Origin of the sequence: Shewanella indica (assembly GCF_033842865.1) — a bacterium.
GTDB lineage: Bacteria > Pseudomonadota > Gammaproteobacteria > Enterobacterales > Shewanellaceae > Shewanella > Shewanella indica.
This window is the reverse complement of the sequence record NZ_JAWXXR010000001.1, coordinates 382,063-401,341: the sequence shown is the minus strand read 5'-3', so window position 1 is coordinate 401,341 and position 19,279 is coordinate 382,063. Positions and strand designations below refer to the sequence as shown.

The 19,279-nt window shown below is 54.1% G+C and carries 18 protein-coding genes and 1 tRNA gene; 6 read left to right on the top strand and 13 right to left on the bottom strand.

The window, feature by feature from the left end; translation table 11 throughout:
- Positions 1-79 precede the first annotated feature (79 nt).
- Entirely contained in the window at positions 80-1,081 is a 1,002-nt protein-coding gene (trpS, locus tag SIL79_RS01905; protein ID WP_101095433.1) for a tryptophan--tRNA ligase, read from the bottom strand.
- A gap of 335 nt (positions 1,082-1,416) precedes the next feature.
- Here trpS and SIL79_RS01900 point away from each other — a divergent pair, with 335 nt between their 5' ends.
- Complete coding sequence (locus SIL79_RS01900) at positions 1,417-2,016, top strand: HupE/UreJ family protein (protein WP_082014226.1); 600 nt, start codon at positions 1,417-1,419, stop codon at positions 2,014-2,016.
- A 74-nt stretch (positions 2,017-2,090) separates the two neighbouring features.
- Here SIL79_RS01900 and SIL79_RS01895 read toward each other — a convergent pair.
- The 11 genes from SIL79_RS01895 to lptD form a co-directional block, all read right to left on the bottom strand.
- Positions 2,091-2,167: transfer RNA gene (locus SIL79_RS01895), tRNA-Pro, on the bottom strand.
- Between the two features lie 112 nt (positions 2,168-2,279).
- Positions 2,280-2,732, bottom strand: coding sequence for a SufE family protein (locus tag SIL79_RS01890; RefSeq protein ID WP_039033149.1), 453 nt, complete (start codon positions 2,730-2,732; stop codon positions 2,280-2,282).
- A gap of 3 nt (positions 2,733-2,735) precedes the next feature.
- The gene (locus SIL79_RS01885; protein ID WP_319618924.1) at positions 2,736-3,950 is read right to left on the bottom strand and encodes an aminotransferase class V-fold PLP-dependent enzyme; all 1,215 of its coding nucleotides are present in this window, start codon (positions 3,948-3,950) and stop codon (positions 2,736-2,738) included.
- Between the two features lie 79 nt (positions 3,951-4,029).
- Positions 4,030-5,070 carry an NADP(H)-dependent aldo-keto reductase gene (locus SIL79_RS01880; RefSeq protein WP_162206802.1) on the bottom strand — a complete coding sequence of 347 codons (1,041 nt, stop codon included), beginning with the start codon at positions 5,068-5,070 and terminating at the stop codon, positions 4,030-4,032.
- Between the two features lie 301 nt (positions 5,071-5,371).
- Positions 5,372-7,393, bottom strand: coding sequence for a methyl-accepting chemotaxis protein (locus SIL79_RS01875; RefSeq protein ID WP_162206801.1), 2,022 nt, complete (start codon positions 7,391-7,393; stop codon positions 5,372-5,374).
- A 97-nt stretch (positions 7,394-7,490) separates the two neighbouring features.
- The gene (locus SIL79_RS01870) at positions 7,491-8,312 is read right to left on the bottom strand and encodes a symmetrical bis(5'-nucleosyl)-tetraphosphatase (RefSeq protein ID WP_071475817.1); all 822 of its coding nucleotides are present in this window, start codon (positions 8,310-8,312) and stop codon (positions 7,491-7,493) included.
- Positions 8,313-8,325: 13 nt separating this feature from the next.
- The gene (apaG, locus tag SIL79_RS01865; protein ID WP_101095426.1) at positions 8,326-8,706 is read right to left on the bottom strand and encodes a Co2+/Mg2+ efflux protein ApaG; all 381 of its coding nucleotides are present in this window, start codon (positions 8,704-8,706) and stop codon (positions 8,326-8,328) included.
- 59 nt (positions 8,707-8,765) lie between these two features.
- On the bottom strand, positions 8,766-9,572 hold the full coding sequence (gene rsmA / locus SIL79_RS01860; RefSeq protein ID WP_071475818.1) for a 16S rRNA (adenine(1518)-N(6)/adenine(1519)-N(6))-dimethyltransferase RsmA: 807 nt from the start codon (positions 9,570-9,572) through the stop codon (positions 8,766-8,768).
- A 15-nt stretch (positions 9,573-9,587) separates the two neighbouring features.
- Positions 9,588-10,574 (bottom strand): 4-hydroxythreonine-4-phosphate dehydrogenase PdxA, encoded by a 987-nt coding sequence (gene pdxA / locus SIL79_RS01855; protein ID WP_071475819.1) that lies wholly within the window; start codon positions 10,572-10,574, stop codon positions 9,588-9,590.
- A gap of 5 nt (positions 10,575-10,579) precedes the next feature.
- A complete protein-coding gene (gene surA, locus SIL79_RS01850) occupies positions 10,580-11,884 on the bottom strand; it encodes a peptidylprolyl isomerase SurA (protein WP_071475820.1) in 1,305 nt (434 codons plus the stop codon).
- A 114-nt stretch (positions 11,885-11,998) separates the two neighbouring features.
- The gene (gene lptD / locus SIL79_RS01845; protein ID WP_039033158.1) at positions 11,999-14,311 is read right to left on the bottom strand and encodes an LPS assembly protein LptD; all 2,313 of its coding nucleotides are present in this window, start codon (positions 14,309-14,311) and stop codon (positions 11,999-12,001) included.
- 160 nt (positions 14,312-14,471) lie between these two features.
- Here lptD and SIL79_RS01840 point away from each other — a divergent pair, with 160 nt between their 5' ends.
- From SIL79_RS01840 to SIL79_RS01820, 5 genes are all read left to right on the top strand, one after another.
- Complete coding sequence (locus tag SIL79_RS01840; RefSeq protein WP_071475821.1) at positions 14,472-15,530, top strand: aminoglycoside phosphotransferase family protein; 1,059 nt, start codon at positions 14,472-14,474, stop codon at positions 15,528-15,530.
- Positions 15,527-16,210: an N-acetylmuramate alpha-1-phosphate uridylyltransferase MurU gene (gene murU / locus SIL79_RS01835; protein WP_144361559.1), complete on the top strand. Its 684-nt coding sequence runs from the start codon at positions 15,527-15,529 to the stop codon at positions 16,208-16,210. The genes SIL79_RS01840 and murU overlap by 4 nt, the downstream gene beginning before the upstream one ends.
- An 86-nt stretch (positions 16,211-16,296) precedes the next feature.
- Positions 16,297-17,070, top strand: coding sequence for a co-chaperone DjlA (gene djlA, locus SIL79_RS01830; protein WP_039033160.1), 774 nt, complete (start codon positions 16,297-16,299; stop codon positions 17,068-17,070).
- A 58-nt stretch (positions 17,071-17,128) separates the two neighbouring features.
- On the top strand, positions 17,129-17,743 hold the full coding sequence (locus tag SIL79_RS01825) for an outer membrane beta-barrel protein (protein WP_071475823.1): 615 nt from the start codon (positions 17,129-17,131) through the stop codon (positions 17,741-17,743).
- A gap of 22 nt (positions 17,744-17,765) precedes the next feature.
- Positions 17,766-18,719 (top strand): D-2-hydroxyacid dehydrogenase, encoded by a 954-nt coding sequence (locus tag SIL79_RS01820; RefSeq protein WP_071475824.1) that lies wholly within the window; start codon positions 17,766-17,768, stop codon positions 18,717-18,719.
- A 1-nt stretch (position 18,720) separates the two neighbouring features.
- Here the strand turns inward: SIL79_RS01820 and SIL79_RS01815 are convergent, their stop codons facing one another.
- Positions 18,721-19,278 carry a class IV adenylate cyclase gene (locus tag SIL79_RS01815; RefSeq protein WP_039033163.1) on the bottom strand — a complete coding sequence of 186 codons (558 nt, stop codon included), beginning with the start codon at positions 19,276-19,278 and terminating at the stop codon, positions 18,721-18,723.
- Position 19,279 lies beyond the last annotated feature (1 nt).

The following is a 19,279-nucleotide window of genomic DNA, read 5'->3' as shown; positions in this document are numbered from 1 at the left end:
TGCCAACAGGGGGAGTTGTTTCTGTGAGAGGCTCAGCCAAGTGCCGGGCTTATAGACTCTTGGCTGAGTGAACAATCGTTTAGCGAAGCAGATTAAGCCCGATGGCGGCTTTGACATCTTGCAGTACGGCATCACTGATGGCTCTGGCTTCTTCCGTACCTTTTTGCAGTATCGCCAGCAGTTGCCCTTTGTCTGCCAGGGCTTGCCTGCGCCGCTCCCGCATGGGCGCGAGTAATTCCTGCAGGCAGTCGTTGAGTATCCTTTTGCACTTCATATCGCCGAGGCCGCCTCGGCGATAATGGGCCTTGAGCTCGGCTACCAAGGGCTTGTCCGGATGGAAGGCATCGAGATAGCTGAATACCGTGTTGCCTTCGACTCTACCCGGATCTTCTACTCTCAGATGGTTGGGATCCGTATACATGGAAAACACCGCTTGCTTGAGTTCATCACTGCTCATTCCCAGTTCTATGGTATTGCCAAGGGATTTGGACATCTTGGCTTTACCGTCGAGCCCCGGGAGACGGCCTGTGTCACTGAGAATCGCCTGACACTCCTTGAGCACTTCGGCCCCCACCAGATTGTTGAAGCGACGGACGATTTCATTGCTTTGCTCCAGCATGGGCAACTGATCTTCACCCACAGGCACATGAGTGGCCCGAAAGGCGGTAATATCAGCGGTCTGACTGACGGGGTAGACCAGAAAACCCGCCGGTAGGCTGCGCTCAAAGCCTTTTTGCTGGATCTCCGCCTTGACTGTGGGATTGCGCTCAAGCCGGGCAACCGTCACCAAGTTCAAGTAGATACAGGTGAGTTCCGACAGCGCCGGTAGTGCGCTTTGCAGGCAAAAACGTGTCTTGGCCGGATCCAACCCGGCCGCCAGGTAGTCGGCCATGACTTCGAGAATATTGTCGGTCACCTTGGCCGGGTTATGGCCGTTGTCGGTCAAAGCCTGATAGTCGGCGATCATTACGTTCTGATCGAATTCGTCCTGAACCTGGACTCTTTGCCTGAGCGAACCAACATAGTGGCCGATATGCAGTTTGCCTGTGGGTCTGTCGCCTGTGAGTATGATCTGTTTCATCTTGTTCTCCTTGAGATTGCCGGAGCCATAAGACGTACAGATACACAAAGGCCGCCTTATGGCGGCCCGGAAGATATGATTTTACCTATGTTTAATCCTGACGCCGCCGGTTTGGGCTGCGCCACCAAGTCTGTTGCATGAGCAATGAGTCGATTGGGGAATACATAGGATTAATCAAAAATACATTTAAAGACCCAAGGATAGTAAGTCCTGAGTCTGTGTTATGCAAGTCAATTAAAGTGAGGTTATTTGTCAGGAGTTTGTGCCAGGTCAAGCATTTTTTAACTGTAAGGTATAAGGTTAAAGCATAGTCACTCGGCAAGTGAGAGGTGCTTATGATGCGGTCCTTGTTTGCTGGCAGATCTTGGCTGTTCTTGGGTGTTGGCGCCAGTCTGCTGTTGTCGTTGGGGGTTGTGGGACGCTTTCCCGAGCAGGTGATGCAACTCAACCCACTGATGTTGTTGGCCAGTCTGCTGGTGGCCGTGGGCGTCGGTGTCTGGTCGGCGCAGCTTGGTGGTAAAGCCTTGTGGGCAGTACCTCTCTCCTTTGTGCTGGTGATGTTGGCCGGTACTTTGATGGCGCAAACCTCGGTGGCGCTTATCGTCAGTAAATCCTTTGTCCTCTTGTCCATGTTTGTGCTCGGCATGTTGATTGCCGGTAATATCTGTTTTGCCACCCATATCGCTGCGGCAATGGTTGGCATGTTGGCATTTGCTCATGGCTACACCCTGGGCAGCGCCAATCTGGGTGTAGCCGACTGGACCCTCAGTGGCTCCAACTTGTTCTTGGGCTATCTGGTGGGGATTGGCGCGACGGTGTTGATCCTCAGCATGGTAGGGGAGGTAACCTGTAAAGTGCTGGCTAAGAAACAGCTGCAATACGTGCTCGGCACTTGTCTGTTGCTGGCCGGCTTGATGATGGTTGTGGCAGTGTGACGGGGCAGAAACAACAAGGGCAAGTTCGATGAACCTGCCCTTGAGTCTTTATGCCGCTTGGATAGCGGTTTGATTGGTCGGAGCGACAAGATTCGAACTTGCGACCCCTGCCTCCCGAAGACAGCGCTCTACCGGGCTGAGCTACGCTCCGACTCTGGAACCAGATGGTAAGTGAAGCTTAATTGGAAAAATGCCAACCAGGCCGCAAAATTATTCTCCGATGTGAGCTTGACAGTTGAAGCGCTGAAAAAAGCATCATGGCATTACCCTCGGCTGAGCTCGATGATTCTGCTTATCAGGGCATAGAGGCCGTTGCTGCGTGATGGGCTCAGTTGCCCCTCCAAACCCAGTTGCTTGAGATAAGCCTTGGGCTCAAATTGCGCCAGGGTTTGGCTGTCGCTGTTATTCACAGCATGCAGCAACAGGGCGATCAGCCCCTTGACGATGCGGGCCTCGCTGTCGGCAATAAACAGATGCTTACCATCGATTTGACAGTAATAGAGCCAGGCGGCGCTTTCACAGCCGCGTACCCGGGCGGCTTCAGTTTGCAGCTCGGGTGGCAGGGCCGGTAACAGCTTGGCGCCTTGCATTAACTGGCGGTATCTGTCCTGCCAATTATTGGCCGAGGAGACGGCTTCAAATAAGTCGGCCAGTGGCGCCTGGGTTTGCTTGGCAAACTGGATAAAGTCGGCAGCAGTGAGTGTTTGCTCTGTCATGGTTCAGTATCCCAGTAGTTCGGCGCTTGCCTTCAGGGCATCGAGAAAACGTTTGATATCTTGCTCATCAGTGTAGATCCCCACAGAGGCCCGGCAGCAGCCCTTGATACCCATCAGCGACATCAGTGGCATGGCGCAATGATGGCCGCAGCGTACCGCTATGCCTTGTTGATCCAGCAGTATGCCTACATCCTGGTGATGCTCCCCCTTGAGATTAAAGGCCACGGCGCCCAGATTATCCCCGTGGGCGGCGTAAAGCTCGACCCCGGCAATGGTGGATAACCCCTGTTGCAGCTCGTTCAGCAGTTTTTGTTCGGCAAGCGCCAGGGCTTGTCTGTCCTGCTGTTCGAGAAAGGCGATGGCCTCTCCCAGACCTATGACCTCGGCGATCGGCGGGGTGCCGGCCTCGAGGCGGTTGGGCAAGTCGCCAAATGTACTGTCTTGGAAACTGACGGTTTTTATCATCTCACCGCCGGTCAGCAGTGGCTCCAGGGTGTCCAGCAACTCATAGCGGCCCCAGAGTACGCCTATGCCGCTGGGGCCATACATCTTGTGGCCGGAAAAGGCATAAAAGTCGCACCCCAGTTGCTGCATATCCAGCGGCAGGTGAGCAACGGCCTGGGCACCATCCACCACACTGATGGCACCGGCGGCGCGAATATCCTGACACAGGCCTGCTATGTCATTGACTGTACCCAATACATTGGAGACATGGCTGAGGGCCACCAATTTGGGCTTTTGCTGGAGCAGCAGGCCAAAGGCCGCCTTATCGAGGCGCAGCTCTTTATCCAGCGGAATGGGTTCCAGCCTGGCACCACTGCGTTTGGCCAGTTGTTGCCAGGGCAGCAGATTGGCGTGATGAGCGCAGCTGTCGACCAGAATGAGGTCATCTTTGCCAAAGCGCTCGCCAAGGCCCCAGGCCAGCAGGTTGATGGCTTCGGTGGTGCCGTGGGTGAAGATGATCTCTTCCCGCCGGGCGGCATGGATAAAATGTTGCAAGGCATCACGCACAGCTTCGTAGGCCTGGGTCGCCCGGGCGGAAAGCTGATGGGCCGCTCTGTGCACATTGGCGCAATCTTCACGGTAGAAACGCGCCATCGCTTCCAGCACCCGCTGGGGTTTTTGGCTGGTGGCGGCCGTGTCGAGATAGACCAGGGGATAATCCCCCAACATCTGGGTGAGCGCGGGAAACTGGGCGCGCAATTGTGGAGTGCTCATTGCTGTGGATCTTCAATCAAAAGGGCGCACAGATCTTTATGGATTTGTGCGCCCAATGCAAGACGAAATATCTCAACCCTTAAGGACAGGGCAGGCGAAATCGGCTCGACAGCGAGTTGAGCTCACCGAGCAGTTCATCACTCAGCTTAAGTTGCGAGGCGGCAATGTTCTCCTTTAATTGCTCCAGATTGGTGGCGCCTATGATATTGCTGCCCACAAAGGGACGGGAGTTGACGAATGCCAGTGCCATCTGCGCCGGGCTTAGGTGGAATTTTTGGGCCAGCTTGACGTAAGCCTCGGTGGCCTCAAGCGCCAACTCGGTGCCGGTATAGCGGGCGAAGCGCTTGAACAGGGTCAACCTGGCGCCTGCCGGCCATTGGCCATTTAAGTACTTGCCTGTGAGGGTACCGAAGGCCAATGGCGAGTAGGCCAGCAGCGGTAACTCCTCGCGGTGGCTTATTTCACTCATGCCTACTTCAAAGCTGCGATTCAACAGGTTATAGGGGTTTTGCACGCTGACAATTCGCGGCAGGCCATGTTTCTCGGCCAGTTGCAGGTATTTCATCAGGCCCCATGGGGTTTCATTGGAGACCCCGATATAGCGCACCTTGCCGGCGCGGATCACTTCGCTCAAGGCTTCTAGGGTATCCAGGATGGGGGTCATCGACTCCGACTCCTGCTGCTCATAGAAGAGTTCGCCGAAGAAGTTACAGTTTCTGTGGGGCCAGTGGATTTGATAGAGATCGATACAGTCTACGCCCAGGCGCTGCAATGATGCATCCACCGCCAGCTGGATGTTGCGCCAGTCCAGTGCCATCTTGCTGCGGATATAGTCACTCTTGCCGCCGGGAGCCGCCACCTTGGAAGCTATCACCAGGTTGTCTCTGTTGCCGCGGGCCTTGAGATAGGCGCCAAGAATGCGTTCGGTCTCACCCTGAGTCTCGGGTTTTGGCGGCACCGGATACATCTCGGCAGTGTCGATAAAGTTAATCCCTTCGGCTAGGGCCATATCTAACTGGGCGAAGGCCTCGGCCTGGCTGTTTTGCTCGCCCCAGGTCATGGTGCCGAGGCACAGTTTGCTTACTTCCAGAGTAGAGTGGGGGATACGTCTGTATTCCATTGAAAGCTCCCGCTAATTTCCTTATCTGCAAGCTAACAAGCGACAGAGGTTGATTGTCAATAAATAAAACAGGTTTTTGTGTCACTTTTGTTGCTTGTGCCTGTTGCTGTAGGTAGAGGTGAAACACAGAAGTAATCGATGAGGGGAATAACCAATGGTGGATTTATGCCTTCTTTGAGCCCCAAAGCCTGGCTCTGCTTTGGAGTCTTTGGGGCGTCAATCCACTGACCTCTGGTTTGAGCGCCGAGTTTTCTCTCTATTCAGACGGTGAAACATTCTCGGCTCCGGCCAACCATTGGCGTTAAACTTTAAACTCGCCAACCGAAGCCTGCAACTCTTCGGCGAGTTGCGCCACCTGATGGCTGGATTGGGCGGTCTGATCGGCGCCTGAGGCGGTTTCTTCCGAGATCAGTGCAATATGTTCCAGTTTTTCTGAAACCTGCTGGCTGACCAGGTTCTGCTCCTGAGCGGCGTTGGCGATTTGGGTGCCGGCATCGAAGGCCTGATGAACAGATTCGCTGATGGCTTCCAGAGCCTGATTGGCTTGCTCTGTCTTGGCGACGCAGGAGTTGGCCTGGGCGCGGCCTTGTTCCATGACAGCGACCGCCTCTTGGGTGCCTGTTTGCAGCACCTGGATCATCTGCTGGATCTCCTGGGTCGATTCCTGGGTGCGGGAGGCGAGGTTGCGTACCTCATCGGCCACAACGGCAAAGCCGCGTCCCTGTTCACCGGCCCTGGCGGCCTCGATGGCGGCGTTGAGAGCCAGTAGATTGGTTTGCTCGGCAATGCCGCGAATAACATCCAGAATCGAGCCAATGGCGTCGCTGTCTGAGTGCACCTTGTTGATCACCTGTCCCGCCTTGGCGACTTCGTCGGCCAGTGCTTCTATGGTGCGGCGGTTTTCCTCAGCAATGATCCGCATATTCTGAGCTTCTTCATCGGCCTGTTTTATCTGGCTCAGGGCGTGATCTGCGCTGTGGGATACCTGCTGGGCACTTGAGCTCAGCTCTGTGGTGGCTGTGGCTACCTGATCTACCTGACTCTTTTGCTCCTGGATCCCGATAGTGGTTTGTGAGGTGACTGCCGAGGTTTGTTCGGCGGCGGCTGCCAACTGGTTGGATCTATCCAAAATGCCGCGAATAAGACCTCTGAGACTGTCGATAAGGCGGTTGCAGTTGCGGGAAAGCTCGGCAAACTCATCCTCGCCTGAGTCATCCAGTTTATGGGTCAAGTCACCGGAAGCGAGGATATTCAATGCTTGATTGATACGGTTGAGTGATGCGGTCAGTGGTTTCACCACGGCAATACTCACGGCTATGGCTACCACAATAGCTACCAGCACCACCAATAGGGTCTGCATACTGGCCGAGTCGATACTGGCCAGGGTTTTGGCATTGATCTCGTTGGTCAGGGTTTCGATGGCCCCGGAAAGGGCTGCCATTGCCTGATTGGCATTTTGTTTGTCGGTTTCCACTTGAGACAGTGCCACCTGAGTACTGGCCTTGAGTTCAAGTTGGATTGCTTTCTGGGCCTGAATCGAGTTTTTGCCTTTAAGATGCTGGTTGAGTTTGCCAAGCTCGCTGGTCAACTTATTGAGCATGTCGGTATCAATGACACCTGTGCCGTGACGACTGATGTATTCCAGTTTGGCCTCGGCTTCGTTGCTGATATAGCTAAGTTCTTTGACTATGATCTCGTATTTGCTGCGGTCTTCGGTGGCCACCAGATCGTAAACCGTGCTGATCAGATTTGTGACATTGCTGTCCAGTGCTGCGGCAGAAGCGGCAATTTCCCGCTCTGTGGTGTTTTCACTTTGCTCAAGATCCATCAGGTCCAGCAGCAGACTGGCGGCATCATCGGCGGTTGTCTCCAATTGATCCCGCTGTTTATTGAGGCTTTCCTGCTGTTCCAGCGCACTGAGGTGGTCGGCCATCATGCGTTCGCTGGTGTTGATAAAGGCCTGATAATTGCGCTCTACTTGGGGCAGGATCTCTTTGAGTCCGGGTTCGTGCTGTACCAGTTTCGACAGACTGGCAAATTGCGCCTTGAAGCTTTGCTTTTGACTACCAAACAGCTGTTGGATCGGCGGCAGCTTATTGGCCTTGGGGACATGGTAACCCACCAGAACCAACCTTTGCTGCTCGCTGAGGGTCTCACTCAGTTCGCCGGTTGATTTCAGTGCCGGAATACTCAGTTGTTGTAGAACTTCTGTCGTGTTTTTCAGTTCATTGTTGGTGAACCAGGAAACAGCACCAAGCAGGATCAATAGCAGGGTGACTACGGCAAATCCTGCTATGACCCGGGTTGCTACATTCAACTTCATAGGCTACTCCGGATAAGGTTGTGGTTTTTCTCTTGGAAAAATCTTTTAGTTTTCATAGGCACGTTACCAAATGGTTATCGGCGTATGTCAGCTAAGCTTAACCTTTTTTTAACCTGGATTGGGTAATTTTTTGATCGGTTTCCAGGTGCCAGAGTGTTAGGTGTTCTCCCCAACAGCAGCCGGTATCCAGCGCCTGCAGTCTTTCGCCATCGACCTTGCCCATCAGGGCGGCCCAATGACCAAAGACCCGGGTGTAGTCAGCTGTGTTTGATGGGAATAAAAACCAGGGTTTGAGATTGGGATCTTCGCATTTGGCCGGCGGCACCTTGCAGCTGAAGTCCAGAGCGCCGTCGAGATAGAGGTAACGCATTCGGGTCAGGGCGTTGATACAGTACCTGAGTCTGGGCAGGCCACTGAGCGCACCGGACCAGTCTTCCGGCTCTTCTGTGTACATCCGGGCGATGAGACTGTCTAAATAGTCGGCTCTTTGCAATGCCTGGCTGACGGCGTCCGCTTCCTGTCGCAAGGTTTGGATGTCCCACTGGGGCGGCACGCCTGCGTGGGTCATGATGAGTTTGTGTTCGGGCAACTCACGCATCAAAGGCTGGTTTCTAATCCAGTCGATGAGACTGTCTATATCTGTAGCGTCCAGTAGCGGTTGTAGCTTGTCGCTGGGTTTGGCGCGTTTGAGCCCGGCCTTGACGGCCAGTAAATGCAGGTCATGATTACCCAGCACAGACTTGGCCGAGTCGCCGAGATCGCGGAAGAATCTCAAGGTCGAGAGAGAATCCGGACCGCGGGCGACCAGATCGCCGACCGCCCACAGCTCGTCCTTGGAGGGATTAAAATCGACTTTCTCCAACAGGCGTTGCAACTCGTTGAAACAGCCTTGAATATCGCCGACAAAATAGTGAGCCACAGTTATCTGCCCATTAGTGCACCTGGCCGGGTACAGCCAGGCGGAAAGGAGGGATCTGGGCGTAGAAACTCTCGCCCGAATCGGTTTCCATCAGGTAGCTGCCTTCCATAAAGCCCAGCGGCGTTTCCAGCACTGTGCCGCTGCTGTATTGGTAGGCGGTATTGGGCTTGATCCTCGGAGTTTCGCCGACGACACCAGCACCCTGAACTTCGCTTTGTTGACCATTGCCATCTGTTATCACCCAGTGGCGACTCTTGAGGGTCACCGCCTCATCACCCAGGTTGATAATTGTGATGGTGTAGCTGAAAAGATACTTGTCTTCATCCGGCGCAGACTGGTGTTCTATATACTGGGTCTGCACCTCGACTCTGATACGGCTTTTCTGGGGGTTCATCTTAAGTTCCTGGCCAAAATCTCTGATGGAAAGGAAGGACGCCGACCGGCGTCCGGATGTTATGCCTGGCGGTCGCTCAGTAAGTTGGCGATGGCGACATATTGCTCGACGCTGATCTGCTCGGGTCTGAGGCCGGGATCGATTCCCAGGGTCTCATAATCGGCATCATCAAGCAGCCCCTTGAGGTTATTTCTCAGGGTCTTGCGGCGCATATTGAAGGCGGTGCTGGTTACCTTGCTGAGCATGGCAACGTCTTTGGCCGGCCAGGGTTTGGTTTCATAGGGCACCAGACGCACTACGGCGGAATCTACTTTAGGTGGCGGCGTGAAGCTGCCCGGAGGCACTTCCAGTACCGGCACTACCTGGCAATAGTATTGGGCCATGACGGTGAGGCGGCCATAGGCCTTGCTGCCCGGGCTGGCTGAAAGCCGCAGTACCACCTCTTTTTGCAACATGAAGTGCATGTTGGTGATCTGCTCGGCATATTCAAACAGATGGAACATCAGCGGCGTGGAGATATTGTATGGCAGGTTACCGAAGACCTTGAGCTTCTTGCCCTCGACCATGAGTTTGTTGAAGTCAAACTGCAGGGCATCACCCTGATGGATTTCCAGCTTGTCTTTCAATACCGGGTGCTGCTTTAGACGCTCCACCAGATCTCTATCCAGCTCGACCACGGTCAGCTTGTCTATGGCACTGGCCACAGGTTCGGTCAGGGCCGCAAGACCCGGGCCGATTTCGACCATGACATGCTCATTATCCGGGGCGATAGCCGCCACAATACGGTTGATCACATTGTCGTCGGTCAGGAAGTTTTGTCCGAAACGTTTTCTGGCGGTATGGCCTAAGTGTACTTTATTGCTCATTGATACTCAGTTGGATCAGTTTTTACCGGCCAGTTCTATGGCCTTGTTGAGTGCACAGACGAAGCTGCCGATATCGGCCTTGCCTGTGCCTGCGAGTTCCAGTGCCGTGCCATGATCCACCGAAGTGCGGATATAGGGCAGGCCCAGCGTAATGTTGACCGATTTGCCAAAGCCTTGTGATTTGAGCACGGGCAGGCCCTGGTCGTGGTACATGGCCAGCACCACATCGGCGTCTTGCAGATATTTGGGTTGGAACAGGGTATCGGCAGGCAGAGGGCCTATAATGCGCATCTGCTCCTGTTCTCTGAGCTCGTTCAGCGCCGGGATGATCACATCCAGTTCTTCCCGACCCAGATGACCATCTTCACCGGCATGGGGATTGAGGCCACAGACATAAATCTTGGGGTTGTCCAGGGCAAACTTATTCACCAAGTCCTGGTGCAGTATCTTGATGATCTGATGCAGGCGTTCACGGGTGATCGCCTTGGAAACGTAAGCCAGTGGAATGTGAGTGGTCACCAAGGCTACCTGCAGACCTGGGCAGGCGAGCATCATCACCACATCCTGGCAACCGGCCTGATGGGCAAAAAACTCGGTATGGCCGGAAAAAGGGATCCCGGCCTGATTGATAATGCCCTTGTGAACCGGACCTGTCACTACAGCGTCAAACTCGCCGTTCATGTTCTTTTCACCTGCATAACGCAGGGTGTCGACCACATAGGCGCTGTTTTGCTCATTGAGCACGCCGCAGCGCGGCTCACAGGCCATGGGAAAGGGCACTATGGTCAAACTACCGGCTTGCTGTGGCTTGGCCGCTTGGCTTGGTTGATAAGGCTTGAGCTGGAGACTGAGCCCCAGCATCTTGGCGCGCGCCTGCAGTAAGGCAGGATCCGCGCACACAACCAGCTCGGCCGGCCAGTCGCGCTGCGCCAGCTGTACTACCAGATCCGGACCTATGCCGGCAGGCTCTCCGGGGGTAATGGCAATACGTTTAATATCCAAGCGACTTAACCTCTGTCAGTTTCTGGGTCGAAGAGTTCAATGTATGCGTCGGCCCGCATTTCGTCCAGCCAGTTTTGTAACTCTTCGTTGAATTTGCGGCGGAAGATCAACTGATGCGCACGGTTGGTATTGAACTGATCCGTGGCATCGGTTTTGCGTCTCTCTTCCAGCTGAGTGATGTGCCAGCCGTGGGTTGAACGGAAGGGCTCACTGATTTCACCTTGCTTCAGGCTGTTGAGTGTTTGGGCAAACTCGGGCACATAAATGCTTGGGGCAGCCCATCCCAGCTCACCGCCTTTGGTGGCGCTGCCGGGATCTTCCGAATACTGGCGCGCCAGATCTTCAAACTTGGCTTCACCGCTGCGGATCTGTTTGAGGAACTGCTGCAACATCGCTTTAGCTCTATCTTCAGACAGAATTGGTGATGGCTTGAGCAGAATATGGCGGGCTCTGACTTCCTCAACTTCCTGAGTCTGTAGGCCGCGGGCGTCCATAATTTTGATGATATGGAAACCGGCACCACTCTTAATGGGGCCTATGATGTCGCCTGTTTTGGCATCAGTAATGACTTCGGCAAACAGGGTCGGCATCTCATTGATGTTCATGTAGTCCCAGATACCGCCTTCCAGCGCCTTGGGGCCTGCGGAGGAAGCAATGGCAGTTTCACGGAAGTCTGCACCGGATTTCAGACGTTCCAATACGGCATTAGCACGTTTACTGGCCGCTTCCAATTGCTCTGAGCTGGGGTTGGAAGGCACTTCGATCAGTATGTGGCCAACCTGATATTCGACGTCTTTCAGGCCCTGTTCCTTGATCAGTTTCACCAGGCTGTTGATCTCCTGGGGCGAAACCTGGATTCGGCGTTGTACTTGAATGCGCTGGATTTCACCCAGAGTCACTTCTTCACGCAGTTGCTCGCGGTATTGACTGAAGCTGTTGCCATCGGCTTCAATTTCGGCGCGCATCTGGGCGACCGTCATGTTCTGTTGCTTGGCGATATTCTCTATTGTTTGGTCCAGCTGCAGATCCCCGATATGCAGGCCGATACGGTCGGCCATCTGCAGTTGCAGACGGGTCAGGATCAAACGCTCAATAACCTGGGTGCGCAGTGCCTGATCTGAAGGCAGGCTTTGGCCGGCGGCCTTGGCGTTGGCCTTGACTGTGTCGACCATGTTCTGGACTTCACTTTCCAGCACTATGCCGTCGTTGATTTGCACCGCAACGCGATCCAGCAGTTGTGGTGCCGCCAGGGAAGCCTGGCTCATGACTAGAGCAAAAAATCCAAAAATCAGTTTCTTACAGGGTTTCATCCACAAAATCCTTGCCACATTTTCGTTTCGTTGGCCGCCGATGGCAGCGGCCCGGGTTGTCCAGATTGGACTCTCTGTCCTGTCCGAGGTTCAGCAATCTACCACAAATCTTGATTAATTCCTCAGATAAAGTGGTTTGCGGTAGTTGAACAGACCTTCATCCAACATGTCGTTGACCCCCAGAGGACCTGAGCCACCGAGACCTTTGATTACAAAGTTGAGGTAGACGCCGGTTTCGAACATTTCGCGCTCGTTGGGGGCGGCAGTCCTGAGGTCGTCTTCATAGTTGGTCTTGATACGGTAGTGGTAGCTCAAACGCACTGCCCAGCAGCATGACTCGTACTGGAAGCCGGTATAGCTTTCCACCGAGCGTTCCTCTTTAAGGTCGTAATACCAGTTACCGACAAAATAGAGTTCATCGGTAATAGGCCAGGTAGTACGGAAACCAGCCTGGGAGATATCCACTCTGTCGTTGGTGTTACTGTTGAGCAGATCCGGCACATAACGATAGCTGAACTGTAGCAGCTTGTTGGGGCCGGGGCGGTAGTCCAGAGATGCTTCGCTCTTCTTGTTGGAGCTGTTACGGGTATCGTATTGAATAGCACCACTGACAAACCAGTCTTTGTAGACTCGGGCATCCAGCTCAGCGGCCAGTACCGAAGTTGATGGTTGCTCCGTGAGGTCATCTTCATAGAGGCTGACCTTGCTGTCATCGAAATAGATGATCTGGCCTAGGCTGAACTTCAGTTGTTCCAGGTTACGCTCATCAAACAGGCGGGTGGTCAGACCCAGGGTTAACTGGTTGGCATCGGCGATGCGGTCCAGCCCCGAAAAGCGGCGGTCGCGGAACAGGCCGAAATAGTCCTGTTGCAGTTCACCCGTGTCATAAAGACCGATTTTGGACTGGTCTTCATAGCCGACATACAGATACTGGAATTGAGGTTCCAATGTCTGGCGATAGTTCTGGTTAAAGTAGTCGGTATAGCGCTCGAAGTTTATCTGACCGTGAATTCTCACCTGAGGCAAGGTACGGCTTATACTACTCTCCTGCTCGGACTGCTGAATATTGTGCTGCCAGTAGTTGGTTTGCATCAGCTTGACTTCACTGGTCAGTGAGCCTGCCGGGCCGTGAATAGGCAGAAGGATACTGGGCTCCATATGTACCCGTGTTGCCGTGGTGTAGATATCTTCTTTGTGACGGAAGTTGGTTATCTCTGAGGCGAAGTTGAAATCCAAGCCTTGCCACATTCCCGGAGTGCGGTAGTTGAAGTTCAACTGCGGCATCACCTGATAGGGCCGTTCTTCCTTGCCCAATACTTTGATGTCCTGCACTCTGGCACTGAAGTCCCAGTTGTCGGTGAAATAGGCGATTTCACCAACCCGGGACAACTGGTTGTCCGTGGCACGATTGACATCAGAGTTGAGATCGTTGAAGTAGTTGTTGTCCGAGACATCGGTATAGTTGGCTAACACCCGCCAGTTTTCATCCAGAGCGTCGCTGTGTTCCCAGTGATACATATAGCGGTTGGGGCTGCCATCAAGCATGTTATCGCTGCCCAGGTATTCCAGGTTGAACTGGCCTGTAGGCGTTTGTCGATTACCTGCATCACCCAACAAATAGCGGAATTCTGTCTTGGTAAACAAGCCCCGCGACGACATATAGTGTGGGGTGAAGGTCAGATCGTATTCGGGGGCTATGTTCCAATAAAACGGCGCGGCAAATTCCACCCCGTTGGTGGTGCTGGAACTGAAACTGGGGAACAGGAAACCTGTCTTGCGTTTCTCCGAAACCGGCACTGTCATGTAAGGAATATAGAATACCGGCACCCCGCCTATTCTGAGTTTGGCATCCCAGATCTCCCCCCACTCTTCTTTGCTGTCGATTTTGATCTTCTCGGCTTCCAGCAGCCAGGAGACATTATCCGGTGGGCAAGTGGTGAAGTTGGTGTTGTTCAGGATCAGGTTGTTGTTTTGGGTAATTTCCAGTTTCTGGGCATCCCCGTGAACCTGCTGACCGTGAAGCCAGTACTGTGCCCCTTCAAGGGTAGCGTTATTGGAACGCATCTGCGCCATCAGCGAGTCGGCGGTCACGGTAAACAGCGGGTCTTGAAACACCAGATTGCCCTGAGCGGTTAACTGCTGCTCCTGCTGGTTGACCGTGGCTCTTTCAGCGGAAATTCTGCGCCCGGCCTGAGAAAAGGTCACATTGCCTTCAAAGCTGGCCTCGAGCCCCAATTGTGCCGAAGAAGCATCCGAATGGATCTGTATTTTTTGATCGGCCAAAGGGCCGCTGCTTTCCCCAACCTGATGGTAGGGAACCGGAGGCAAGATAACACATTGAGCGTTGTTGCCGCCCTCCTGAGAAAGGGGTTCAGCCAGCGTCAGGGGGGGTAAAAGGCTCAGTGCCAGAAAATATCGGATCTGCATCTTAGGTCAATTATTTAGATTTCTTTGTCTGGACAAGTATTCGGAGGGAAAAGTTGCATCCTGCCTCGGGCAACGCAGCCATAAAAAACTCTGTATTTATTGGCTGTTTCCTGTTTTTTACCTCGGTATAATAAAGCAATTTTTCGTCAAGAGCCATGAGATGACCTTGTCTGACCCCAGATTTCTTTCCATGTCGTGCTGGTTGCAGCAACTTTTCGGTAAGCCCTTGCAAGCCAAGCTGATTTCCGGTGACGCCAGCTTCCGGCGTTATTTTCGCCTCAATGTGGATGGTCGTGATTACATAGTCACAGACTCTCCGCCCAACTTATTGGATAACAAACCCTTTATTGCTTTGGCACGGGCATATCATCAAGCGGGTATCCGAGTGCCCAAGGTGCTTGAGTTCAATGAGGCGGAGGGCTTTATCCTGCAGCAGGATCTTGGCGATAACTTGTTGTTGCCTGAGTTGACTGAAACCAATGTGAGTGCTTGGTATCTCAAGGCGCTGGCGATTTTGCCGGATATCGCGGCGGTGCGGGAAAGTGAGCTTGGTCCCTTGTCCGACTATGATGCGGCCTTTGTCGAGCGCGAGCTGGCGATTTTCAGCGAATGGCTACTGGAAAAACACTGGCAAGTCTCCCTGACAGCCGCTGAGCATACTATGTTGGCCGAAAGCTTTGCTATTCTGACTGCCAGCGCGCTTGCGCAACCCCAAGTCGGTATGCACAGGGATTTTCACAGCCGTAATCTGATGCTTAAAGAAGGTAAGCTTTGGGTAATAGATTTTCAGGATGCCGTATTGGGACCTGTGACCTATGATGCAGTCTCGCTGCTGAGAGATTGCTATATACGTTGGCCGGATGCGATAGTCGAGCCGCTGCTCAAAGCCTTCTTTGAACAGTGTCGCGAGCTGGGGTTGGTTGGCAAAGATGTTGATTATGCCACTTTCAGTCGCTGGTTCGATCTTATGGGAGTGCAGCGACACCTGAAGGCGGCGGGTATCTTTGCCCGCTTGCATCACAGAGATGGCAAGTCAGGTTATCTCAAGGATATACCGCTTACACTCGGCTATGTGGCAGATATCTGTGAGCGTTATCCTCAGTTGCAGGCGCTTTCCTCCTGGGTAAGACTGAAGTTATTGCCGCTGACTCAGCAACAGGCTCAAACCCAGTCTCAATTACAGTCCAGACCACAAGCAGAGGCACAGGAGCAAAAATGAAGGCGATGATTCTGGCTGCCGGTCGAGGGGAGCGTCTGCGCCCTTTGACCGATAAGCTACCTAAACCCCTGGTGCCCGTGGCCGGTAAGCCCTTGATTGAGTATCACATTGAACGTTTGGCCGCCATGGGCGTGACAGAGTTGGTGATCAACTGCGCCTGGCAGGCAGACAAACTGATTGAACACCTGGGAGACGGCAGCCGTTTTGGCGTGACGATTCATTACAGCCGTGAGATTGAAGCGCTGGAAACCGGCGGCGGGATCAAGAAAGCCCTGCCACTGCTGGGTAATGCACCTTTTTTGGTGATTAACGGCGATGTGTTTATCGATGCCATGCCTGAGCTGCCCAATTTGGCGGCCGATACTCTGGCGCACCTGTTTCTGGTGGATAACCCGGCGCAGCATCCCGAGGGAGACTTCGCCTTGCTGCCGCAAACATTCGGCTATTCGCGGGTCAGTGACAGGGGCGCGCCCAGGTACACTTTCTCCGGGGTGGGAATATATCGCCCCGAATTATTCGATGGGGTAACCCAAACACATTTTGCCTTGGCGCCGCTGCTGCGGCAAAAGATGGCGCAGGGGCTTATCAGCGGCAGTCATTTCACCGGTTATTGGTGTGATGTCGGCACACTGGACAGGTTGCAACAGCTGGAGCTGAGGCAGGCCAAAGGGGCTGTTTAACCACGACCCCGCAAGCAGACACAAGATAAGACAGTTCAAGATTGAATATTGGCCCGGCCAAGGGCGGGCACACTATGGGATAACAGATGCGTATTTGGGGTAAATTTTTCGGCGGTGTCATCGGCTTTATGTTCGGGCGTTTCTTCGGTGCCTTACTGGGGATCTGGCTTGGACATCTATATGACAAGCGGATGGCAGCTGCTCAGGGGGAAAGTGCCGGCAGTCGGCAGGCTGAGTTTTTCAACACCACTTTTGCCGTTATGGGGCATATCGCCAAGGCTTCTGGACGGGTGACTGAAAATGATATCCGCATGGCCACCAGTCTGATGGATATGTTGCGCCTCAGCGGCGCGGCGCGAAAAGATGCCCAGCAGGCGTTTCGCGAGGGCAAGGAGCCGGACTTTGAACTGGAAGCCAGCCTGCGCCGTTTTCGGCGCATCACCTTTGGTCGCCGGGAAGTACAGCAGATGTTTCTGGAAATTCAAATCCAGACAGCCCTGTCTGACGGTGAGCTGCAGGACAAGGAATATGCAATACTGCAGGTGATTGCCAGAGAGCTGGGATTCAGCAGCTTTCAGCTCGATGAGCTGCTCAAGCGTTGGCAGGCAGAGTTTCGCTTTCAGCAAGCGCCCGGCGATCATAGACCATCGGTTGCCGATGCCTATGAAGTCTTGGGGCTGTCGGAGTCCGCCAGCGATCAGGATGTCAAACGCGCCTATCGTAAATTGATGAATGAACATCATCCGGATAAATTGGTAGCCAAGGGCTTACCGGAAGAGATGATGGAGTTGGCCAAGCGTAAGGCTCAGGATATTCAGGCGGCTTACGACAGGGTCAAGAGCAGTAGAGGAATGCGCTGAGCCTAGCCCTTGGGGGGCGGCTCATACTGTTAAAGAGGGTTCACCCAAGGAGAGCGCCATGAAACTTGCTTATTCAATTCCCTTGCTTTTGGCCCTGAGCGGTCAGGCTCAGGCCGAAGTGTTTGTTGCGCCGTTCGGCGGTTACAGCTTTGGCGGCAATGATCTGGACTATAGGTCCAGCGAAAGCGCAGTTAATGACAACAATAGTGCGGATATTACCGAGGCCGGTCATTTTGGCTTTATGTTGGGGCTGACGACGTCAGAGCCGGGTGACATGTATCTGCTTTACTCCCATCAGGGCACTGAGCTCAGTGGCAATGGTTTTCCGGGCGCTGACAAGCTGATGGACCTCAGCGTTGATTATCTGCATCTGGGGGGCACGCTCTATTTCCCTAAAGGCAAGCTGCGGCCCTATGTCACCGCCAGTGCCGGTTTGACGCAACTGCGTCCCGAGTATGGCAGTAATGAGACGCGTTTTTCCATGGGACTTGGGCTGGGGCTGGATTACCAACTGCTGGAGCAGCTATCCCTGTTTGCCGATGTGCGCGGTTATGCGACCCTGATAAACAGTGACAGCAGCCTGTTTTGCGATGCCAATCAGTGCTTATGGCATATCAAGGGCGATACCCTGTGGCAGGGACAGGTCAATCTGGGGTTAAGATACCGTTTCTGAGTGGGGTAACAAAGAGGTGAGTATGAGCTTAAAAATAGTAGTTCTGGATGGCTTTTGTCTCAATCCCGGCGATCTCGATTGGTCGCCACTCAAGGCGCTTGGGGAGCTTAGCGTCTATGACAGAACTCCGGCTGAGCTTGTGCAGCAACGCGCCCAAGGCGCCGATATTCTGCTCACCAACAAGACAGTGCTCGGGGCGCAGCAACTGGCGGCGCTGCCCGGGCTCAAGTACGTAGGCATTCTTGCCACGGGCACCAATGTGGTCGACTTACAGGCCGCCGGCGACCTTGGCATCACAGTCACCAATGTGCCTGGCTATGGTCCGGATGCGGTGGCGCAGATGGTTTTTGCCCATCTCTTGTATCACACCCAACAAGTGGCGCAGCACCACCAGGCTGTGGCGGCGGGGGCCTGGAGCCAGTGCGCCGACTTCTGTTTTACTTTGTCACCGCTGATGTCACTCACGGGCAAGGTGATGGGAATAGTCGGTTATGGTGATATAGGCTCGCGAGTGGCGAATATTGCCAGGGCGCTGGGGATGCGGGTGCTGCTGCATACCCGAACTGAGCGCCATGACCTGGCCGAAGGCATCAACTGGGCGCCACTGGAGCAGTTGTATCGTGAAGCCGATGTGATCTCGCTGCACTGCCCGCTGACCGCGGCGACCGAGAAGATGATCAATCAAGACTCGCTACAGCTGTTAAAGCCCGGGGTGATTTTGATCAATACCGCCCGTGGTGGGCTGGTGGATGAAATTGCGCTTGCCACAGCACTCAATCAGGGCAAGTTGCGGGCCGGAGTGGATGTGCTCTCCAGTGAGCCTCCAATGCCAGACAACCCCTTACTCAATGCCAAAGGAGTCAGCATAAGTCCGCACAATGCCTGGGCGACAATAGAAGCCAGGCAGAAGCTGTTGGATATTGCCGTGGACAACCTGCGCGCCTTTATTGACGGAGACTCAGTTAACCAGGTTTAACTCAATAAGGTATAGTGCGGCACAGTTGCCGATAGGAGCAGGGCTCCAACATGGCTTGGGTCAGCCCGAACCGGGCCGCCAGTTGCCAAAGCTCGCTGCGAAGCTGCTCCAGCTTATCGCTATCGTCGGTCATGATCGCCAGCTCGGCAAAATCGCCGAGCCCCGCCAGGCTGTCCAGCGTCATATGCCACTTGCCGATAAAGTAGATGCTGCGGCGTTTTTGCAGCCGCTGCACCGGCACATAGCCCATGGCGCTGAGCATGCTGCGGGCCCTGGCGGCATCCGAGATATTGACCGCCTCACAGCAATCCGCTCCCGGGCCCTTGAGGATCCACAGCAGATTGTTGGATGGCTGCATCTCCCGGATGCACAGAGACTTGTCCGCCGCGGCCAGTTGACCATCCGGGGTATCGAAGTAGCAGTCGTCCTCCTGATTATCGGCAAACATGCACTCATGCTCCATGGCATTGAGGCGCTCAAGCAGTTGTTGTTTGCTGCAAGATTCATTCAGACGGAACTTGAGTTCCACTTCATACTTACCCTGAAAATGCTGGCTCATG

Bases quoted from the DNA above. Each gene is read 5' to 3' on its own strand.
- trpS (WP_101095433.1), bottom strand. From the start codon at position 1,081: ATGAAACAGATCATACTCACAGGCGACAGACCCACAGGCAAACTGCAT.
- SIL79_RS01900 (WP_082014226.1), top strand. From the start codon at position 1,417: ATGATGCGGTCCTTGTTTGCTGGCAGATCTTGGCTGTTCTTGGGTGTT.
- SIL79_RS01890 (WP_039033149.1), bottom strand. From the start codon at position 2,732: ATGACAGAGCAAACACTCACTGCTGCCGACTTTATCCAGTTTGCCAAG.
- SIL79_RS01885 (WP_319618924.1), bottom strand. From the start codon at position 3,950: ATGAGCACTCCACAATTGCGCGCCCAGTTTCCCGCGCTCACCCAGATG.
- SIL79_RS01880 (WP_162206802.1), bottom strand. From the start codon at position 5,070: ATGGAATACAGACGTATCCCCCACTCTACTCTGGAAGTAAGCAAACTG.
- SIL79_RS01875 (WP_162206801.1), bottom strand. From the start codon at position 7,393: ATGAAGTTGAATGTAGCAACCCGGGTCATAGCAGGATTTGCCGTAGTC.
- apaG (WP_101095426.1), bottom strand. From the start codon at position 8,706: ATGAACCCCCAGAAAAGCCGTATCAGAGTCGAGGTGCAGACCCAGTAT.
- rsmA (WP_071475818.1), bottom strand. From the start codon at position 9,572: ATGAGCAATAAAGTACACTTAGGCCATACCGCCAGAAAACGTTTCGGA.
- surA (WP_071475820.1), bottom strand. From the start codon at position 11,884: ATGAAACCCTGTAAGAAACTGATTTTTGGATTTTTTGCTCTAGTCATG.
- lptD (WP_039033158.1), bottom strand. From the start codon at position 14,311: ATGCAGATCCGATATTTTCTGGCACTGAGCCTTTTACCCCCCCTGACG.
- SIL79_RS01840 (WP_071475821.1), top strand. From the start codon at position 14,472: ATGACCTTGTCTGACCCCAGATTTCTTTCCATGTCGTGCTGGTTGCAG.
- murU (WP_144361559.1), top strand. From the start codon at position 15,527: ATGAAGGCGATGATTCTGGCTGCCGGTCGAGGGGAGCGTCTGCGCCCT.
- djlA (WP_039033160.1), top strand. From the start codon at position 16,297: ATGCGTATTTGGGGTAAATTTTTCGGCGGTGTCATCGGCTTTATGTTC.
- SIL79_RS01825 (WP_071475823.1), top strand. From the start codon at position 17,129: ATGAAACTTGCTTATTCAATTCCCTTGCTTTTGGCCCTGAGCGGTCAG.
- SIL79_RS01820 (WP_071475824.1), top strand. From the start codon at position 17,766: ATGAGCTTAAAAATAGTAGTTCTGGATGGCTTTTGTCTCAATCCCGGC.
- SIL79_RS01815 (WP_039033163.1), bottom strand. From the start codon at position 19,278: ATGAGCCAGCATTTTCAGGGTAAGTATGAAGTGGAACTCAAGTTCCGT.